General features: G+C 36.2%; 17 protein-coding genes. All 17 read right to left on the bottom strand.

Features of this window, described 5'->3' with window-relative positions; all coding sequences use genetic code 11:
- Window positions 1–20: 20 nt before the first annotated feature.
- Window positions 21–821 carry a methyltransferase domain-containing protein gene (locus tag DK846_RS07820; protein WP_109968359.1) on the bottom strand — a complete coding sequence of 267 codons (801 nt, stop codon included), beginning with the start codon at window positions 819–821 and terminating at the stop codon, window positions 21–23.
- A 124-nt stretch (window positions 822–945) separates the two neighbouring features.
- A complete protein-coding gene (locus DK846_RS07825; protein WP_109968360.1) occupies window positions 946–2,532 on the bottom strand; it encodes a hypothetical protein in 1,587 nt (528 codons plus the stop codon).
- A gap of 5 nt (window positions 2,533–2,537) precedes the next feature.
- Window positions 2,538–3,551: a PseG/SpsG family protein gene (locus DK846_RS07830; RefSeq protein ID WP_109968361.1), complete on the bottom strand. Its 1,014-nt coding sequence runs from the start codon at window positions 3,549–3,551 to the stop codon at window positions 2,538–2,540.
- A gap of 5 nt (window positions 3,552–3,556) precedes the next feature.
- Window positions 3,557–4,750, bottom strand: a complete 1,194-nt coding sequence (locus DK846_RS18200) for a class I SAM-dependent methyltransferase (protein ID WP_109968362.1) — start codon at window positions 4,748–4,750, stop codon at window positions 3,557–3,559.
- Between the two features lie 13 nt (window positions 4,751–4,763).
- Window positions 4,764–5,774 carry an N-acetylneuraminate synthase family protein gene (locus DK846_RS07840; RefSeq protein WP_181391679.1) on the bottom strand — a complete coding sequence of 337 codons (1,011 nt, stop codon included), beginning with the start codon at window positions 5,772–5,774 and terminating at the stop codon, window positions 4,764–4,766.
- Window positions 5,775–5,789: 15 nt separating this feature from the next.
- The gene (locus DK846_RS07845) at window positions 5,790–6,884 is read right to left on the bottom strand and encodes a methyltransferase (protein ID WP_109968364.1); all 1,095 of its coding nucleotides are present in this window, start codon (window positions 6,882–6,884) and stop codon (window positions 5,790–5,792) included.
- An 82-nt stretch (window positions 6,885–6,966) separates the two neighbouring features.
- Entirely contained in the window at window positions 6,967–8,220 is a 1,254-nt protein-coding gene (locus tag DK846_RS07850; protein WP_109968365.1) for a B12-binding domain-containing radical SAM protein, read from the bottom strand.
- The gene (locus tag DK846_RS07855; protein WP_109968366.1) at window positions 8,217–9,251 is read right to left on the bottom strand and encodes a radical SAM/SPASM domain-containing protein; all 1,035 of its coding nucleotides are present in this window, start codon (window positions 9,249–9,251) and stop codon (window positions 8,217–8,219) included. The genes DK846_RS07850 and DK846_RS07855 overlap by 4 nt, the downstream gene beginning before the upstream one ends.
- An 11-nt stretch (window positions 9,252–9,262) precedes the next feature.
- On the bottom strand, window positions 9,263–9,997 hold the full coding sequence (locus DK846_RS07860; protein ID WP_109968367.1) for a cytidylyltransferase domain-containing protein: 735 nt from the start codon (window positions 9,995–9,997) through the stop codon (window positions 9,263–9,265).
- Between the two features lie 27 nt (window positions 9,998–10,024).
- Window positions 10,025–11,320: an aspartate aminotransferase family protein gene (locus DK846_RS07865; RefSeq protein ID WP_109968368.1), complete on the bottom strand. Its 1,296-nt coding sequence runs from the start codon at window positions 11,318–11,320 to the stop codon at window positions 10,025–10,027.
- Window positions 11,317–12,333 carry a radical SAM/SPASM domain-containing protein gene (locus tag DK846_RS07870; protein ID WP_109968369.1) on the bottom strand — a complete coding sequence of 339 codons (1,017 nt, stop codon included), beginning with the start codon at window positions 12,331–12,333 and terminating at the stop codon, window positions 11,317–11,319. Before DK846_RS07870 ends, DK846_RS07865 begins: the two co-directional genes overlap by 4 nt.
- A 15-nt stretch (window positions 12,334–12,348) precedes the next feature.
- Window positions 12,349–14,052, bottom strand: coding sequence for a carbamoyltransferase family protein (locus DK846_RS07875; RefSeq protein ID WP_109968370.1), 1,704 nt, complete (start codon window positions 14,050–14,052; stop codon window positions 12,349–12,351).
- A gap of 19 nt (window positions 14,053–14,071) precedes the next feature.
- A complete protein-coding gene (locus DK846_RS07880) occupies window positions 14,072–14,776 on the bottom strand; it encodes a WbqC family protein (RefSeq protein WP_109968371.1) in 705 nt (234 codons plus the stop codon).
- A 6-nt stretch (window positions 14,777–14,782) separates the two neighbouring features.
- Window positions 14,783–15,412, bottom strand: a complete 630-nt coding sequence (locus DK846_RS07885) for a PIG-L deacetylase family protein (protein WP_109968372.1) — start codon at window positions 15,410–15,412, stop codon at window positions 14,783–14,785.
- Window positions 15,409–16,701: an ABC transporter ATP-binding protein gene (locus DK846_RS07890; RefSeq protein ID WP_109968373.1), complete on the bottom strand. Its 1,293-nt coding sequence runs from the start codon at window positions 16,699–16,701 to the stop codon at window positions 15,409–15,411. Before DK846_RS07890 ends, DK846_RS07885 begins: the two co-directional genes overlap by 4 nt.
- Window positions 16,698–17,528, bottom strand: coding sequence for an ABC transporter permease (locus DK846_RS07895; RefSeq protein WP_109968374.1), 831 nt, complete (start codon window positions 17,526–17,528; stop codon window positions 16,698–16,700). The genes DK846_RS07890 and DK846_RS07895 overlap by 4 nt, the downstream gene beginning before the upstream one ends.
- A gap of 259 nt (window positions 17,529–17,787) precedes the next feature.
- Window positions 17,788–18,780, bottom strand: coding sequence for a glycosyltransferase family 2 protein (locus DK846_RS07900; RefSeq protein WP_245926497.1), 993 nt, complete (start codon window positions 18,778–18,780; stop codon window positions 17,788–17,790).
- Between the last annotated feature and the right edge of the window lie 71 nt (window positions 18,781–18,851).

Here is an 18,851-nt window from a genome sequence, read left to right on the forward strand (position 1 = left end):
AATTCTCGAATTATCACTGATTACAATGTTAATTTTTGTGCCCGTACCCAAAGATACCCGGGCTTACCTTTTTCATATGACAGATTGCCATGAAAGAATGCTTCATATCCTTCATCTTTTCGTTGATTTGTTATCCTGTAGGATTCCACATTAAGTTTATTTAATAAATATTGATGAATAGATTCTTCGTCAAGTTTTTGAGGTTCAGTTGGTGTTGGAAGTTCATCCAGATTAAAACTTCCGATAAATTCTCCTCCGGGCTTTAATATTCTGATAATCTCACTACACATATTTGGAAAAGAATCGACATGATCAAGGGCATTTAAAGTAAATAGTACATCAACAAAATTTGAAGGGAGGGGTATTACATCTTCAGTAGATTTAAGATATATCATATTATGAGAAATAATATTATCCTTAAATTCATCAGCGTACTTATCTGCAAGCACATCTATCCCTATTCGTAAACTTGGTGATGTAGTCCAAACCAAACTCCCCCTTGGACCACAGCCAAAATCAGCTACTATTTTTCCTCTTAAAAAGGTATCGTCAGGTTCCTGGGCAATCCCTAACATCAGTCGCTGATAATGAGAATTTTTAAAAACGCCACTATCAATATTAAGTCTGTTCCTCCAAAATGCCATTTCAGATGATTTTTTATCTATCAATTTATTTCTTATAAAACGTAGAATCTCTTTTAATGGTTTAGGCATTTTTCGGATTAATGATACTCGATCACACATTTTTATCCTTAACTGTTTAAATATTATAATTAATGAGTATATTTTTAATTTTGTTACATTTACATTGATGACTCTCATACTCTACGAAAAACTGTAAATTATTGACATTTCAATCATTAATATCACTTATAATAAGCACAGATATATAAAAAATAAAAAATACATCGCACAAAAGAGATCATTATAAAATGATGGATAAATTTTACTGGTTATTCTCCTTTAATGTAAGATGGCATGAAATTCCTGCTTCTTTAAACAAATTGTTTAATGCAATATTAGAATCGACAAAATTGACATTCAGTATTTTTTTCAAATCTTCAAAATCCGAAATCGGGTGCTCAATAGAACTAATTAATTCCTCTGAAGAATCTGCATAAGAAAAATTTCCGGATTGAATGAATTTATACATATTAACGAATCCCACATTGTGAATTATTGTCGTAGGTTTTTCAAAAGCGGCTGCTTCAAAACTTACTGTTGACATATAACTAACATGGTGATCTACCTTTTCCAGAAGTGGATAAAGGGGGTAAGTGTTCGTTTTTTCTATTTCCACATTAACAATACCATTACTAGAGAAAAAATTCAAAAAGTCATAGAGATTTGATTTAAGAAGTGGATGAAGACGAATGAGCCACATCCATCGGCCAGAAGTTTTTTTTATTGCATCAAGCAGATGTGGAAGAATCGGAGGGTTTGTATAATCTACTGTTACGAGGATAATTTTTTCATATGATGATAGTTCATTGAAAAAGAGATTGCATTCCGGATTAAAATGATTAAAATTACTATTTATCCATTTATACATCCAGAAATGCCCTCCGATTATTACTTTGTGTTTGGAACAGTCTGACGGTATCCATTCCCTATGGACACGTGCAAAATATTCAGACCATACCCAAAAGAACTGTGGTAATAGGTCGTAGCCCTCTTTTGGAGTTTTTGACCAGAATGAATACATGTAATGTATCTTCCCCTGACAACCATGCTGGACATCAACAGTCAGGATATTCATCTTTCTTGCTGCCAGAATGGCCCCCATCCATGCTACGTTATAGTATGTTGACATAAATACAATTTTAGGTTTTATCTGATGAAATGCATGACAGAAAAATCTACTATAGGTCAATAATGATGTTATCTTGTCAACAATAACCTCTTTTTCAAGACGAACAAGGCCATTAGTTTCTTGAGATATTACCTGATTAAGAATATCTATATTGATGGATTTCCAGGTTTTTACTTTGAAATATTTTTTTAGAATAATGAACTGAATGGGATAACCTTTTGGATTTACACCATGAGCAGGAATATAATATGAATTCTCATTATGCCTGCCACAATCGTATAAAATTTTTTTCACTTTAATATTTGCAGGTATCTGTTGAATAAGTGGATCAAATTCAGCACTATATTTTTTGTCATTTAAAATTTCCCGATGATCACCATCCAATGTCAGAAAAAGGCAATCTGTCCGGGTACCTGAAATTTTTTTGATCCCCCTACATCTAAAAAGACACTCATGGAAAATTTTTTCCCACAGAACATAAAAACTTTTTATTTTTTTCCACAAATTTGAAGGTTTGCCTTTTGTTTTAATAACGCTCTCTGATTTCTCAGTTTTATTAAAATTAAATTTTTCCTGATTAATCAATTGTTCACGGATCTCAAGTCTAATCAGAGGCCAATAATTTACCCCAAAAATGATTAGGGAATTTGTATCATAGGCATCCTCAATACTTTTTATTATTGCAACGATTTTTTTGTCAGGAATTGTCCAGGCAGGCATAATAATTAATGTAGTGCGATAATGTCCAGAATTCGGGAAATTCCCTTACCATCAATTATTTTCTTTGCAGATTCAGACATTTTTTTTCGTAACTCAAAATTATTCAGGTATAGTTCCATAGTTTTATCCAGTTTATCCGGAGTTTCTTCAGATTTCCAAATTCCCAGATTAACTGATCCGGTCATCCTGGAATACTCATTTGCAGTTGAACTTTCATGATCAATTGAGGGGATAATTACCACGGGTAATCCGAGATATGAACATTCAAACAGTGTTCTACCGGCTGCAATTATTGCAATATCTGCATTTGCCAGAATATCAATAAAATTTTGTGGATCTTTGTATAACGTCACGTTTGAGATTCCATTACATAATTGAGCAATATCCTGATAATGTTGGAAGGCAGGACCCATTATTACATGATAGTGAAGAGAAGCCTGAAGAGGCAATTTTGAGAGAATTTTGATCGTTAATCCAGCGGGGTCCGATCCTCCCATCGAAATAACGACATTTTTAACTTCTTCTCTAATTATCGGTTTTTTAACTACCAGGTAGTCCCGAGGAAGAAGGAAATATTCAGGTCCTGAAAACAATTTCGTTTCTTTACCAACATTATCATACTGAACAAATTCAGAGACAAATGAATCATTGATTATACAGGAAGGATCACCCTTGACCAGACCCTTAATATCAAAGACAATTAGATCTATTTTATTTTTCCGGGCATATTTGGTGAAATCAGGATAGTTAAATTCTGGTAAATCAAATATTATCTTATCAGGGTTGACTCGTTCACAATATTCAAGAAGATATCTGGAGCAATCCATCCCAATAGGGATTGTAGATACCATCCATCCATTATCCTGTACATATTGTACACCATCAGAATAATCCTGCATTAAAAAGGTTATATTATATTTTTGACGAAGCTCGGTTGCCAGGTGAAGAGTTCGTTTCACATGTCCCATTGATACTCCCCACACATTCCCTCCATCAACCCGGAAAATTAGATTCTTCATAGTGATTAGCACTTCTTCTGAAAAACCAAAATGACATTTCCTGCATCTTCTTCTGACAGGGTTGATGTTTTCTCTGATTTGATAGTCTCATCAATTGCCATATAAATTGGAAGAGTGCTCGTAATTGAGGGATAATAACCACGATATTCCAGATCCATAAATAACGCAAACAATTTTCCGGTAAAAAAATGATGTTCTATGAGGTGAAAACCATATTTCTCCCCGGTTTCCTTCCACTCTTCAATAGTAAACAAATTTCTTCCAGTGGCATAATACTCATTATCTGACTTTAGCGGTATTCCTCCACGATAGGGATTTTCGGTTGTTTCTCTCCAGGTTTTATAATTAAGGGCCCATTTTTTTGAGATGAACGATCGGTAACGGACACCCGGTAAAAGATCAAACACGTATTTTGAGTACGTGTCCATCACCAGAAATCCTCCAGGCTTCAGGATTCTATATAACTCTTTAAACCAGATATCAAGAAGGGATATATGATCAATAATGTGGACCATGTATACACTTTGGAATGCATTTGAGGAGAATGGGAGAGATGAAATTGAACCACCAACATAATGATGAATAACCCGATACATCTCTCCAGATGTATTGTGGAAATTATTCATGAAATACTCACAACCAAAGGTTACATTCTTTTTGTCACGAAAAATCATGTTTGTTGTTTCACATGAGCCGCATCCAATCTCCAATGAAGGTTCAGAAATAAATGAACCCATCTTGCTAAAAGCACTAATTTCACCTCCTTTGAGCAACAGATTAAAATAATTATTCCATCCATAGTAAAGTGCTCTTTGGACGTCATTGCTATAAGGAGTCCCGGTAATCCACCTATACCAATTATGAATAAATGTCCGCGGCTTTTTAATCCAGAAGAGAACACTGATGATAAAATATAAAAATTCACTCAGAATTACATGAAAAACACTGATCCTACGATATTTAAAGGGATTTTTTTGATTGCCTGCCTTTTGTTCCAATCCAAGGAACTGATGACTCAAAGGATGAATCTCATCATGATGCATTAGTGCAGGTATATCATGGGAAATAGGAAATATTGTGTTACAATTGTTACATGTTATCCGGTTCAAATGACCATCATATTGTAATTTTTGTTCAATGTGACAGACAGGACATCTCAGATAAGTATCACAGATCTCCTGGGAAAGATTAATCGTCATTTAATAATCCTGTTTAATATAGATCGTCAATAAAAATTGGATCCATTTTGTTAACTTTTTTATTCAAAACGCGGTTTTTCATCAAATCCCAATCAGTCACATTGCAATTATGATGCGAAGGAGCATAGAATAAAACATGGTTTTCTGTGAGCACTGTTCCCTGTTCTAACGGTCCAGAGGCATAAATTCCACGACGTTTGAATTTCCGGGGTTCTTTTTCTTCCGGTGCAGGAATTTTTCTTCCATGACCCATCGCAGACTCAATACCACGAATATTTTGAATAAATGTTTTCAATTCAGAGGGATCCATTGAACACCGTTGATCCGGGCCTGGCAGGTTCTTATCAATTGTGAAATGTTTTTCAATCACATTTGCTCCGAGAGCAACTGCTGCTAATGGAATATGGATTCCCTCTGTATGATCAGAAAAACCAACAGGACAATCCAGCACTCTCTTCAATGTCTGAATAACCCGCAAATTACATGAATGATCGGCAGCAGGATAACACGAAACACAATGAAGAACAATATATTGGGTGTTTCCCACTTCTTCAACCCATCTGACTGCCTGTAGTACTTCTTCCATGGTACTCATACCTGATGAAAGGATGATGGGCTTCTGCAATTTCGCAACTGCCTGAATCAGATCTTTATAATTAAAATCCATGGCAGCAATTTTAATTAACGAGGGATTCTGTTGAGCAATGAAATTCAGACTGGCAAACTCCTCCGGGGTAGAAAACAGGTTGATACCATGTTTTTTTGCAAAATCCCAAATCTCTTGTTCATTATCATGGGTAATTTCTGCGTCTATATCATAATTATATCCGGGATGGGAGGGATGAAGGAATTGATCGGTAATAAACGTCTGAATTTTCACTGCATCAGCCCCACTGCTCCATGCAGCAGCGATCATGTCTTTTGCAAGTGAAACATTCCCATTATGGTTTATTCCAATTTCTGCAATTATATATGCTGGATATCCATCTCCAACATGTCTTCCATTAATTGTTATGGCATTCATAATCATCGATAGATATTAAAATAAATGGGTGTTTCGGAACAAAAAGGGATACGTAATTTTTTTTCGATGATTATACTGTTTATGTACAATATCAATGATAACATGGTGAAAACATTCTATACCACCAGCATTTGAATCTAATTCATGAGATCCAATTGAATCTGATAAGTCATGGTATGTATAACTAAAACCATCAGGTAATAATGTCAGCATGTGTTCATATAGAAAATCTATACCATTTATTATTGGACTTCGTGTTAAAATGTAGGCACGACCACTTTTTTTTAATAAATGAGGAATTTTATGAATAATTTCAATGGTGATACCAAGCCCATAAGGTTCACCACCATCTGAATCCAAAGGACCAGACACGACTTTTGGAAAATGGATAAATGGAGGATTGGCTACAACAAGATCAAATAAATTATTGTTACATTCCTGAAATGATTTGTTGAAGAATTCACAATTTACTATCTCATGTAATTCAGCATTCATTTGAGCGAGATTGATAGAGGCAGGATTAAGATCAACGCCACAGATCCTAGTACAGTACCTGCTCATGACTAATGAGAGGATTCCTACTCCGCAACAAATATCTAATCCATTTTGCCCCCGAAATTTTCTTTTATCTAACTGATCCCTAATAAAATCAGCAAAAAAAAGAGAATCATAACTAAGATATGTAAATGCTGAGTCATTTCGGTCAAACCTTGAAGTAATTAGTAAGAAATCACGATACGGAACAATCCGGTACAAAAATCGAATCGAATTATTTCCTTCGACCTTTATCAGGCCTGACGTGATAGATTTTTCCAACCAATTTTTTCCTATAAAATTTATTTTTTGTGTTTCTACAACTTCGTTTAGAAACAGTATTTTACGAAGTAACCCTAATTCGCGATTAAATATAAATTTCAGGTATATATGTGGAAATAGGGATATTGAAAAGAGGTTACTCCGGCCGAAAATAAAATTGAAAATAATTTGGATTTCATTAATAAATGTAGATGTCTGAAAAGGATACTTTCTCAGTGGAAATTTAATAATGTTTTTATATTTTGTTTTATGAAGACAGTCGGATAATTCAGATACCTGATTTTTTATATTCATTCGTTTAATATAATGATTTATCCTTAAAACACTTAGTTAGACATTACTGAAATCGTTCGTCTTTTAATATTTTAGGATCAAATCAAAGATTTTTCAGGTAACGATACCATTTTCTCAAAATTTCATCTGAATATTGAGTCAGATTAACGCTAATTTCATTCTGTAGTTTTAGATTTTCAATGTAATCTATTTCGTCATCAATAATGGATTTTTTAACAGCATATTCGTAGAAAGTGGTTCTTGGATAAAGAGTCATAAAGAAAACTTGATAATTACTTTTAAACCCATTTCGAATTAAAAATTGTTTTGTCAATTCTATGGTTTCAGGATTCTCGCTGATACTTCCAACAATAAAGGTTGCATTGTATTGAATTCCATAATCCTTGAGCCATTTCAGTATCCTTTCCACCTTTTCCAGTTGAATATTTTTATTTAGTTCCTTTAAAATCTGAGGACTTCCTGACTCAATACCCATACTGATTCCAGAAAGGCCAGCATCTTTTAACATTTCAAGTAACTCTTCTGTTAAATGCTGAATGGAAGCCTGGAACCGAAATTTTATATGCAAAGGTTTAACTTTCAAACAAAATTCTTCAATCCATTTTTTATTTGTAGTAAAATTATCATCTTCAAATGATACTTTTTCAAGACCGTATTTCGTTTTTATCATACGGATATCTGCAATTACATCATCCACATTTCTATACCTGACATTATGGCCTGATATATGATAACAGTAATTACATCGATATGGACAACCTTTCGAGCAATACATTTCAAAAGAGAGTCCCGATTCAATATAATATTTTATATATTTATCCATTGGAAAGAGATCATATGCTGGAGAAGGAGTTTTTGATATATCCGGAGGATTTAAGGGAGGTGTAAGAAAAATTGTCCCATTATTATTGTACTTTATTCCTTTTACTTGCGCTAGATTCCCTTTTTTTAATAATGAGTCTATGAGAGGGAGAATAATTTCATCACCTTCTCCAATTACATAAATATCAGCATTTATCCGTTTTAATATCTCATCAGGGGCAGTAGTTGCTAGTCCTCCACCCACAATAATATAGGATTCAGGCCACTTTTTTTTGAGGAGATCACAATAATACCGGACTCGTTTATAGGTTGTGATCATACCGGTTAGTAATATTATTTCTGGTCTTGGAATGCAATTAAGAGACTCACTAGGGTTATCAGTTCTGTTCGCATCAAAATCAATGACACTTATGTCATATCCGGCATGTTTAACAATTGAAACGATCGTTGCAATTCCAAGTGGAAAAGACAGACGATATTCATCATTCCATTGTGGATTAATTGCAAGAATCATTGCAATCCTTTATTATGAGGATTCACTTTTTCCCCTTCTGGTTTATCTCCCAGTTGTTCAGTTGAAGGACGATGACATTTTTTACAGCATGGTATGGATAAACGTTTACCATTCAATTGGGCATTTCGAAAATCCTCCATCTCTTTACCAAGCCATACCTCTTTAATAGTTTGCTTATTTAAATCCCCAATTTTTGTATGGAGGTTCCAGTCAGAAATACAGAGGGGAATTTCCCCATTCCAGGTAACGGTTATTCGTTGCCAGGGATATTGACAGATGAAATCGCCATCTTGCGGCACTTCCCTAAGTGAATAATCATTTTCAGGATCAAAATTAATTTTGTCTGTAATGTCTTTAAAATGAGAGTAGAAGGCTATTGGATCTTCTTTGATATATGTCCAGATCGCCTGAATTTTTAAACGGGGATATCCTCCACCAATACGGTTTTTTAACTCATAAAATTTTTTTATCTTACTGGTTATTTCCCTGAATGTTGAAGGGTTCCTGAGTTTGTTGTAGTGCTCTTCAAGTCCATCTACAGATATCGTAAGATAATCAAGTCCTGCGTTTATAAGGCCTTCAGCAATATCCCCTTCCAGGAGGCGACCGTTAGAAATGAATGACACCTCTTTAATGCCCTTCTTTTTTGCATATTCGACCATTTCAACGATCCGGGGATTGAGTGTTGATTCTCCTCTCCAACTTAATCGGATTGAATAAAGGTCATTTTCCACACACTCATCAATTCCTTTTTTGTAGAGATTAAAATCCATATCCCCGTAATTTTTTTGCTCTATATGAGGGCGAAAACACATGGGGCAATTCAGGTTACACCTAAAACTCGCCTCAAAATCGACATGAAGGGGAAAAGGAGAGACATAATGCCATTTTGGATAACTAAACCATTGATATCGGTTGACACAATAATCTTTAAAATATCGCCTCTGTTCCTCCCATGATCGTTCTCTTTCATACGAATCAAGTGAAAATTGATGGTGATTTATTTTCATTTCCTGGTCTTTATTTTTCATATGACATCAGTTTAAGCAACATAACATTTTTTTTCGGATTCATGCTCAAAATTGGTCAGAATATTTATCAGATCGATAAAATTGAAATTAAATGGCAAACCACCACAGTTGAAAAGTTTTGAGATTCTTAAATAGTCCTCTTTTGTATCAATTGAAAGTTTAAATCGGGAATAATCATGCCCCATGTTATGGTTAAAATACCGAATTCGGTACTTATCATCTCTTCTTAAAAAAAAATAATTTATATGTTCTCTCTCATCAATAGAAGTGGCATTTTTTGCGGCTTCTTCAAGAATTTGAGAATTAAAAATTTCTGTATCAAGACCTTCGGGGAAATTAGTATATTGGCGGTTACTCAGATAATCGATGAAATGTAAATTATCAATATAATACCTAACCATCTCATCAATGACCCCGGGAACAATTAAAGGGCAATCTGCAGTGATCCGAACAACAATATCGAGTGAAAAATTTTTTGCGGCATTATAATACCGATCCAGGCAATCGGACTCACTACCTCGAAAATACAAATAGTTATTATTTTCCAGATATTGACTTAATGTATCATCTTTTGAATTTTCAGATGTTGCTACAATTATTTTATCCACCATGCAACATTCAGAAAGTCGTTTAAGGATATATCCTAGAATACCACATCCATTTGTTAAATCCATAAGTACTTTTCCAGGTAATCTGGTTGAACCCATCCTGGCTTGAACAATTACCCCAATACAAGGTTTAGACATTTTTTTCCTTGAAAAAATTATACAATATTAATAACGCTTGAATACTTCTTCAGCGATTGGCCCTTTTAATAATGATGCTGTTGTCTTGTTATTGATTGATTTATCAATTAATTTGAACACTTCTGAAGCCATATCCAGAGAAAACTGAATATCTTTCTTTGTATGTGAATATGAGATAAAATGTCCATATCCCAGAAACACTCCGCGGGCAAATGATTCCTGCCTGAATAAAGTCTGGATCAGTTTACCGGACACCTGATCGGTATCATTAAAAACCAAAAAAGTCTTGTGAGGAAGACCTTCGCAGCTCCCTGAAATTTGAGTTTCATTAATTAGTGCTCCAAGACCCCTTTGCAATTCCTTACCAAGTTTATGAAGATGCCCGGTTACATTTTCATCCGAAATTATATTGAGAGTCTCAATTGCTGCAGTTATGGCTAACAGATCTCCACCATATGTTGAGGATATAAATACTTTATCTTCTACTTCATCTAGGATTTCTTTTTTCCCAACAAGCGCTGAAATAGGATATCCATTCCCCATTGCTTTCCCAAATGCACTGATATCCGGAGTTACGGAAAAATATTCCTGAGCACCTCCGGGGCTTAAACGAAATCCTGTGATGATCTCATCAAAAATTAATAGTGCACCATGCTCTTTCGCAACTTTCGCGACCTTCTTAAGAAACTGTTTTTTGGGAGCATACATCCCGACCGGTTCAAGGATTATTGCTGCTATCTGATCAGGAAAACGCTCAATAATATTTAAAAGTGAATCAATATCATTGTAAGAGAATTCATGTATGAGAGATTGTGATGTTGTTTCTACCCCGACATTTCTGGTAGTTCTGCACACAGTCCAATCATGCCATCCATGGTATCCACAGACAGCTACATGTTCCCTTTGAGTATACGCCCGGGCTATCCTCACCGCTGCAGACATAGCTTCAGATCCACTCTTCAGAAATTTGACTTTTTGAGCAGATGGGATCATTGCACAGAGTAATTCAGCTAATTCAATTTCTTTGGGACTAGACAGACTAAATAATGAGCCATTCTTCATCTGCTTTTTAACTGCCCGATCCACCCTTGGATAGGCATGTCCTAACACTATCGGACCTAGAGCGAGAGGATAATCGATATACCGGTTACCATCACAATCCCAGAAATATGCCCCTTTAGCCTTCTCAACAAAGATCGGACATGCCCCAAAAGCAATATGCAATGGTGACTTGGAAAGTGTCTGAACACCATTGAGAATCACCTGAGGTGCTTTTTTCCACAATGCCATCGACTTTTTATATCGTTTTTCTGGTGAAATCATGATTCTTTTTCTTCGTAAAAGGTTTTTTCTTTTTTCAGCCAATCAGTTAAATCACCGATTGAAACCCAGACAACGCAATCTTTACATACATCGTATTTGTGGTATTTTTTTTCAATCTGTGATCTTCGTGCATCCTTGATTTTCGACCCATTCCATATTTCATGGAGAGACTGAGAATTTGCATCTCCGACATTTATTTCCGTATCCCAGTCTACAGAGCAAACAGTTACTTCACCATTCCAACACACAACCAAGGAATACCACATAATAAGACATGGATATCGAACATCAGATGACTCATCGGTGACTTTTAAATCGGGAATTGCACCGCTCCAGTTGTGAACTCCCGTAATCTGAACAAGATCGGCGATATTCTCCCACTTATTATAGAATTCTTCGATCTCCCCGGGTTGGATCTCGTCAAACTCCATCATCTTAACTCTTAAAAACGGCTTATCCAGTCCCCTCTGATTACGGATTTTTAAAAATAATTTGACATTATTTTCCACCTCACCTAACCGGTTAAATCCTTTATGTTTAGAATATGTTTCAGAACGGGCTGCATCTATACTGACCGTAATATCATCAAGGCCGGAGTCTAAAATTTCTTCTATAGTTTCTTTATTCCAGCAAAGAGCATTGGTATTCAGGTGTATTGTTTTAGCGACCTTTTTTTCCTTTGCATAACGAATCATATCAAGAAATCGTGGGTGTAAAAATGATTCGCCATCTTTGTGGAAATTTAACATGATAAGGGGATCATACCTTGCAGCCTCGTTTATTATTTTGGTGTACAACTCCCAGCTCATATCTCCAATCCCTTTTTTGGCTTTCATCCGTGGGCAGTATACACATCGTAAGTTGCATCGGTTTGTGGGTTCGATATTTAAAATATTAGGAAATTTGTTATTAACTACCTTCATTATTGTCGGTTGGTTAAGACAAGTTAACGTACCCTGTACAAAATCCTCATGTAATGTCCGATAATGATCTGGGTTTGGACCTCGCCCCATTGAATCACTCCATTTTCAGATACATTTCGGTTTTACTACCCGGAACTTCCCAATATATAACTCATGAATACCAGTTCCAAAAAAAGTTCTTATCGCTTCTTTTGGTGTACAGACGACAGGTTCATCATTATCATTGAATGACGTATTCAAAACAAGAGGTATACCGGTTATTTTCCTGAATTCATTGATTAAATTCCAGTAAAGCTCATTCGTTTCCTTAGTAACGGTTTGTAACCTTCCAGTCCCATCATTGTGAACAACAGCAGGGATGAGAGATTTCATACTCTCACGCACCGGATATACCATCTGCATGAAATTACTATCTGATGCTGATTCAAAGAACTCATACTGGAATTCTTTTAAAACTGATGGTGCAAAAGGACGGAACCACTCCCGATGTTTTATTAGCAGATTGATCTTTTCTTTCATATGTGGATCTCGTGGATCTGCAATCAGGGATCGATTTCCTAACGCCCTCTGACCTGACTCCATACGTCCCTGAAACCAGGCGATAACTTTACCTTCGGATATTGCTTTGGCAGCAGTTCGCTCAGGATGATCTATGTATTCATAATCGATCAAGGCATCATCAAGTGCATTCCGAATTTCTTCGTCAGAAAATCCAGGGCCCCAATAATCATGATCCATGACAAAATTGCGTTTATTTTGAAGAATATGATTCCAATAATAGAAACATGCACCGATCGAGGTTCCGGCATCATCGGCACTTGGCTGAACCCAGACATTCGAAAACGGTGATTCAAGCAATATACGCCCGTTCATTTTACTATTCATGGCAACACCTCCAGAAAGGCATATTGTATCCAATCCGGTTATTTCGGCAAGGTAATTGCACATTTCAAGTACTACATCTTCTACACGTTTCTGAAAACTTGCAGCAATATCCATATGCCGTTGATCAATTTCCTGATGTGAATATCGCTCATTACCAAATACCTCAATAAACTGGTCTGAATATCGTCTCGGACTCCAGAAATAAAATGTAAAGAAGTCAAGATTAAATCTCAGTTCACCACGATTTTTATCGAAATGGATAATCTCAGCAAATTTATCATAATAGGTCTGATTACCATAAGCAGCGAGCCCCATCACTTTCCATTCATCACTATTTGCGCGAAATCCCAGGAATTGGGTGATAGCTGCATATACCTGACCCATCGAATGTGGGAATTGTGTTTTTCCAAGAGATTTCAACTGGTTTTTTTCTCCGATAAAAAACTGATGAGTGATATCATCCCCATATGCATCGATGGTAAGAATGGCTGCTTTCTCATATGGTGATGTAAAAAAAGAACCTGCTGCATGGGCGTGGTGGTGGGGAATGAAATGGATATTTATATTACTATCATTTAATCCCAGAGTCTCATGTATAAACCTGATTTTTTTATTGTTTTTATCACCACCGATATGCCTCAGGAGATTATTCGGAATATAATGAAGGAAATCTTTGTGATATCGGATTGCTGCTGCAGATTCCTGGGGTTCTATCTCATGACCCGGATTCCATGCAAAGACGATATGATCAATATCAGTCAGACTAATCCCTGCATATCGGAGACAATAATCAACTGCCTGCTGAGGATAAGCATCCGAAAATTTTATCCTGTCAAATCGTTCTTCCCGAACTGCTGCAAGTAATTTCCCATCTTTTATTAATGCTGCAGCTGAATTGGAATCATTTAATCCCAGAATGTACATAAGATTTGCTCTCCTTTTTTCACGGATTTGTAGCCAGATTCATAATAATCCTCAGACTTTCAGGTCCTTTATTAAACAGCAAATCAAGGGTAGACAGACCCGGTATGAACTCATCACATAACTGCTTATAATAAGAACATTGATAGTCGATGTATTCAATAATAATTCCTTTTTTAGCAAATTCTTCTTCTTGAAGATAGTCTCTTCCTGAAGGCCCGCATAAATAAACATCTGCTTTATTTAGCAGACAGATTTGTAAAATCAAATCAGAACCCTTGTATGAAGACACATTCATATTCGAGGAAAATTTCATCGGAGTATGTATCCCAAGATGTTTTCGGAAAAAATTGATAAACATCATATTTAATGAGATTAATTTTGTGTACTCAATATCATATATTAAAGCGTTCAATTCATCGAAGTAATCATTGAAAAAGGGAGCTTTACCATAGTAATGAATTAATGTTTTTATGAATTTTCTTTTCCATTCTTTCGTTTCATCAATTTCTACGTTATTTATTGCCTGAACATGTTGGTCTTTGCCTTTTACAGGTACTGTAAGAAACTGAATATCCCCTCCAGGAGTAATCAATCGGTTCCTGTTCTCGAAATAACGTTTTTTAAATTGAACATGGTCAAAAACTACATACTCATCAGCCAGAGCCATTTTATTAAAAAAACCCATCCATGGCATAAATTCCGGTTGATGAATAGCTATTTTCATTACTTGTTATCTCCAGATCATCTTGACCATCTGAAAAGTCTCAGCATAATCAACGCCAATCTTAGCCCCGGCTGCTGAATTTTGTTTTATTACAAAGTCAATCCACGAGTAATTTACAGCTTTCATTTCTGATTCAAAAACCGCAATTAATTCCTTTTTCTGCTCAATACAATCAGATATATCCACATAATATTTATCTTCGGCTCCATTATCCATAATGTACCAGTTACTCCGATACAAGAAAACCGAATCACATTTTCTGGCAGCTCTTATTGCCACATACCCGACTGCTGCATGATCACTATGATTATCTGATGAACGATGAACATAGATTCTATCAGGCTTAATACGATTAATAACCTCATCCAGTTCAAGGACCAATTTTTCATTCGGTACCAGAACCAGAGGTTCTTTTTCAAGACACAAAAATTGGGCTTTTAAAATCGATGCACTCCTTTTACCCTCCTCCAGAGCAGTCTCTTTATGGCGGACCAGATTTTTATTGGTACTGGTGTATCCAGAGTGTGTTACAACTGTTATGTAGATCTCATCCCCTGCATTCCTATGACGGAGTAATGTACCCCCACAACCCAGTTCTACATCATCAGCATGTGCACCAATTGCTAATACTTTCATATTTTTCCTTCATTTGAAATATTAATCGCTTCCCACGTGATTTCCGGAGCAACAGGATAGTCATAGTAAGATCGGTTATCCGGAGGATTCATCATTGCTCGCCTGGATTCCACATCCATAATCTCAAATGAGATTGCATTAAAACGTTCATCAATGTATGGTCCAATGAATATATATAGAGAATATTTTCCAGGAGGTAACAATTTTTCAGGCATTTTAAACCGAATCTCATATGTTCCTGAAGACAAACTGGAAAGGAGCGGTTTCTTAATATCATCATCAGTCACCCGCATGATCCCCTCTCCCCTGGAATTTTCAATGATAAAGCCAATATAAGCAATAGGGATTAATTCATTTACGAGGATTTGCATTCGAATTTCAAAATGTTCCTGGTAATAAATGACCCGGGATAACTGTTCTCGCGAATTAAAAACAGAGATCTGAATAAATTGTGCTTTTGCATTACTTCGCAGAATAAAGCATACCAAACCATCTATTTTATGTACTACCTCTTGGGTTGATATGGATTGTGTATAATAATCAACCGCCTTACCAGTCGGGCCATTAAAAACTATCTGGCCTTTATTTAGTACAATACATGAATCAGTCAACCGGTTTATCGCAGATAGATTATGACTTACAAATAAGACAGTTCTTCCTGCCTTTGCCACTTCTTCCATTTTTCCCAAACATTTTTTCTGAAATTCCCCATCTCCAACTGCTAGCACCTCATCAACGACAAGAATCTCAGGATCCATATGTGCTGCAACGGCAAACCCAAGCCTTACCGCCATACCACTTGAATAGCGCTTTACCGGTGTATCCAAAAAATTTTCAATGCCTGAAAATTTCACGATCTCATCAAATTTTTCATCAACTTCCCGTCGGGTCATTCCAAGAACTGAACCATTAAAATAAATATTCTCCCGGCCGGTTAATTCAGGGTGGAATCCAGTACCTACCTCAAGTAAACTTCCAACCCGGCCATTCAATTCAATTTCACCGGAAGAGGGAAAAGTAATTCCTGAAAGAATTTTAAGCAGCGTGGATTTTCCTGCTCCATTCGGACCTATAATTCCAACAACTTCACCCGGATATACATCAAATGAAATATCGTGGAGAGCATTAAACGATTTCTTATTATTCTTACTGGATGACAACAAAAAACCAGGATGCATCAATGCATCGGTGACTGACTCCGAGAATCTTTTGTACTTTTCTCTTTTCCTTCCTATTTGGTAGGTTTTCGTAAGGTTTCTAACAGAGATAATAGGTTTTTTATTATTCATATGAGATCTGCAAAATAATATTCAGTTTTTTTCAGATAGACAACTCCAAGGACGAAAACCAGAATACTGATCCCAATTGCTACAATAAATCCGTTCAAATCGGGCGCCATATGACCAAGAAGAACCGACCGATGGAGATCTAGGAGCCCCGTCATTGGATTAAGATACAACAGCCATTGAAGATTATCAGGAACCATACTTACCGGATAAATAACCGGTGAAGCAAACATCGCCAATTGGATAAAAAAAGGAAGTGCAAACTGGACATCCCGGTATTTCACACAGACAGATGAGAGGATACACCCAAGACCTATTGCAAAGAGGATTGTACCCCCGAGAATTACTGGGAGTAAAAGGATACCGACTGAAGGAGCAAATCCATATATGACCATCAAGGCAAAAAGAACCAGAAGTGAAATAAAGTAATCAAGTAATCCGGATATCACCGGTGCTGCAGGGAAAAAAATTCTTGGAAAATAGACCTTTGATAGCATTTGAGCATTGTCCACCATACTAGTTGAAGCGTGACTCAAGGCATTGCTAAAGAATATCCAGAGGATCAATCCAGTAAAGGAGAAAAGAGGATAAGGAACCCCATCAGAAGGCATTTTTGCCAGTCTCCCAAAGAGAAGTGTAAAAATTATCATCGTAAACAGGGGTTGAAGAACTGCCCATCCCGCACCCATAGCTGTCTGTTTATACCGGATTTTCACCTCTCTCCATGCCAGATAAAAAAGAAGTTCACGATACGCCCAAAGTTCCGGTACGTTAATATTAATCCCTTTCCCAGGAGGGCGTATAAACCGGTGATGGGGATGATCATTCATGATGACTTATATACGGATACAAAGAATATAAGGATGTACATATTTTTCGCGTTAAGTATGAAATGGGATCTGGTAGTTCATAATCGCTTATTCACCAATTAATAGATATATCATGTTCTATTATATGGTATACCAAATCATTAATCGAAATCGACAAACTCCATTCTGTGTACAAATAAGATATCATATATAACAGTTCTATCTACAATCCATTGATACTAAATAATAGGCTAAAAACTTTGGTAAAATGAATCCAGGACTAATACCATGTTCCATTATTCTCTTCCTGCATGTCAAAAAGCATTGCAAATAATATAAACTGGACACCAAGGGCAAATAATATAACCGAGACAACAGCTGGAACAAATATCTCATTCTTTAACAGGAATTTGAAATACATTGCATAGATTCCAAATAGGAAACCTAAAAAACTAAAGAAAAATCCAAAGAGATAAAAGAAAACCAGTGGGTGAAAACTGAGCAATACATATTTTGTTTTAAGTCTCCAAAAAAAGGCATTGAATAGCAGCCATGACAAACGGACAATGTAAGAAGAATACTTTATCTTTGACCTTTCAATCCCATACCTTGCCGGGTGGGGGACATTCCGGACCCGAAAACCAAATGTATTCAGCCACACCAGTAGATCATTACAATATCCATATCGTGGATAGATTGCATCTAGAGTAATCGTCTCAAGAGCCCTGCGGGAAATAGCCGTATACCCATTCTGGGGATCCATAAGTTGCCAATATCCAGATGCAATCTTCGTAAGCAGAGTTAATACTGAATTCCCCACAAATCTCCATTTTGACATTCCCTGGCGAAATTTCTCATTTATAAGCCGGTTTCCAACTGAATAATCAACCTCACCTTTAACAACCGGATCAAGAAGTTCTGGAAGAAAGGTAGGATCCATTTGGTTATCCCCTGCCATCACAGTCACTATATCCATCCCGTCTTCTAGTGCCTGCTTATACCCGGAGACTATTGCTCCCCCGACTCCTTTATTGAGAGAATGATGAATCGGTATAATCTTCGAGTCCTTCTGAGCATATGCATCTATCAATATTCCGGTTCTATCAGGAGATGCATCATCTACTGCATAAACCCGATCCACAAAATCAGGGATTGAAAATAATGTTCGCTCAATAAGTACTTCTTCTTTATATGCCGGAACAACAACGGCGATTTTTTTTTCTTGATACATCCCCAGTTCATCCCACCAATATTGTACTGGTTGATCTGACATAAAATATCAGCATAAAATTTTCAGAACCGGGATAAATTGTGGACTAAATATTCCTTAATATACCGGTTGAG

It is taken from the genome of Methanospirillum lacunae (assembly GCF_003173355.1).
Classification (GTDB): domain Archaea; phylum Halobacteriota; class Methanomicrobia; order Methanomicrobiales; family Methanospirillaceae; genus Methanospirillum; species Methanospirillum lacunae.

Excerpts from the sequence above, each read along its gene's own strand:
- DK846_RS07820 (WP_109968359.1), bottom strand. The coding sequence starts at position 821 with ATGAGAGTCATCAATGTAAATGTAACAAAATTAAAAATATACTCATTA.
- DK846_RS07825 (WP_109968360.1), bottom strand. The coding sequence starts at position 2,532 with ATGCCTGCCTGGACAATTCCTGACAAAAAAATCGTTGCAATAATAAAA.
- DK846_RS07830 (WP_109968361.1), bottom strand. The coding sequence starts at position 3,551 with ATGAAGAATCTAATTTTCCGGGTTGATGGAGGGAATGTGTGGGGAGTA.
- DK846_RS18200 (WP_109968362.1), bottom strand. The coding sequence starts at position 4,750 with ATGACGATTAATCTTTCCCAGGAGATCTGTGATACTTATCTGAGATGT.
- DK846_RS07840 (WP_181391679.1), bottom strand. The coding sequence starts at position 5,774 with ATGAATGCCATAACAATTAATGGAAGACATGTTGGAGATGGATATCCA.
- DK846_RS07845 (WP_109968364.1), bottom strand. The coding sequence starts at position 6,884 with ATGAATATAAAAAATCAGGTATCTGAATTATCCGACTGTCTTCATAAA.
- DK846_RS07850 (WP_109968365.1), bottom strand. The coding sequence starts at position 8,220 with ATGATTCTTGCAATTAATCCACAATGGAATGATGAATATCGTCTGTCT.
- DK846_RS07855 (WP_109968366.1), bottom strand. The coding sequence starts at position 9,251 with ATGAAAAATAAAGACCAGGAAATGAAAATAAATCACCATCAATTTTCA.
- DK846_RS07860 (WP_109968367.1), bottom strand. The coding sequence starts at position 9,997 with ATGTCTAAACCTTGTATTGGGGTAATTGTTCAAGCCAGGATGGGTTCA.
- DK846_RS07865 (WP_109968368.1), bottom strand. The coding sequence starts at position 11,320 with ATGATTTCACCAGAAAAACGATATAAAAAGTCGATGGCATTGTGGAAA.
- DK846_RS07870 (WP_109968369.1), bottom strand. The coding sequence starts at position 12,333 with ATGGGGCGAGGTCCAAACCCAGATCATTATCGGACATTACATGAGGAT.
- DK846_RS07875 (WP_109968370.1), bottom strand. The coding sequence starts at position 14,052 with ATGTACATTCTGGGATTAAATGATTCCAATTCAGCTGCAGCATTAATA.
- DK846_RS07880 (WP_109968371.1), bottom strand. The coding sequence starts at position 14,776 with ATGAAAATAGCTATTCATCAACCGGAATTTATGCCATGGATGGGTTTT.
- DK846_RS07885 (WP_109968372.1), bottom strand. The coding sequence starts at position 15,412 with ATGAAAGTATTAGCAATTGGTGCACATGCTGATGATGTAGAACTGGGT.
- DK846_RS07890 (WP_109968373.1), bottom strand. The coding sequence starts at position 16,701 with ATGAATAATAAAAAACCTATTATCTCTGTTAGAAACCTTACGAAAACC.
- DK846_RS07895 (WP_109968374.1), bottom strand. The coding sequence starts at position 17,528 with ATGAATGATCATCCCCATCACCGGTTTATACGCCCTCCTGGGAAAGGG.
- DK846_RS07900 (WP_245926497.1), bottom strand. The coding sequence starts at position 18,780 with ATGTCAGATCAACCAGTACAATATTGGTGGGATGAACTGGGGATGTAT.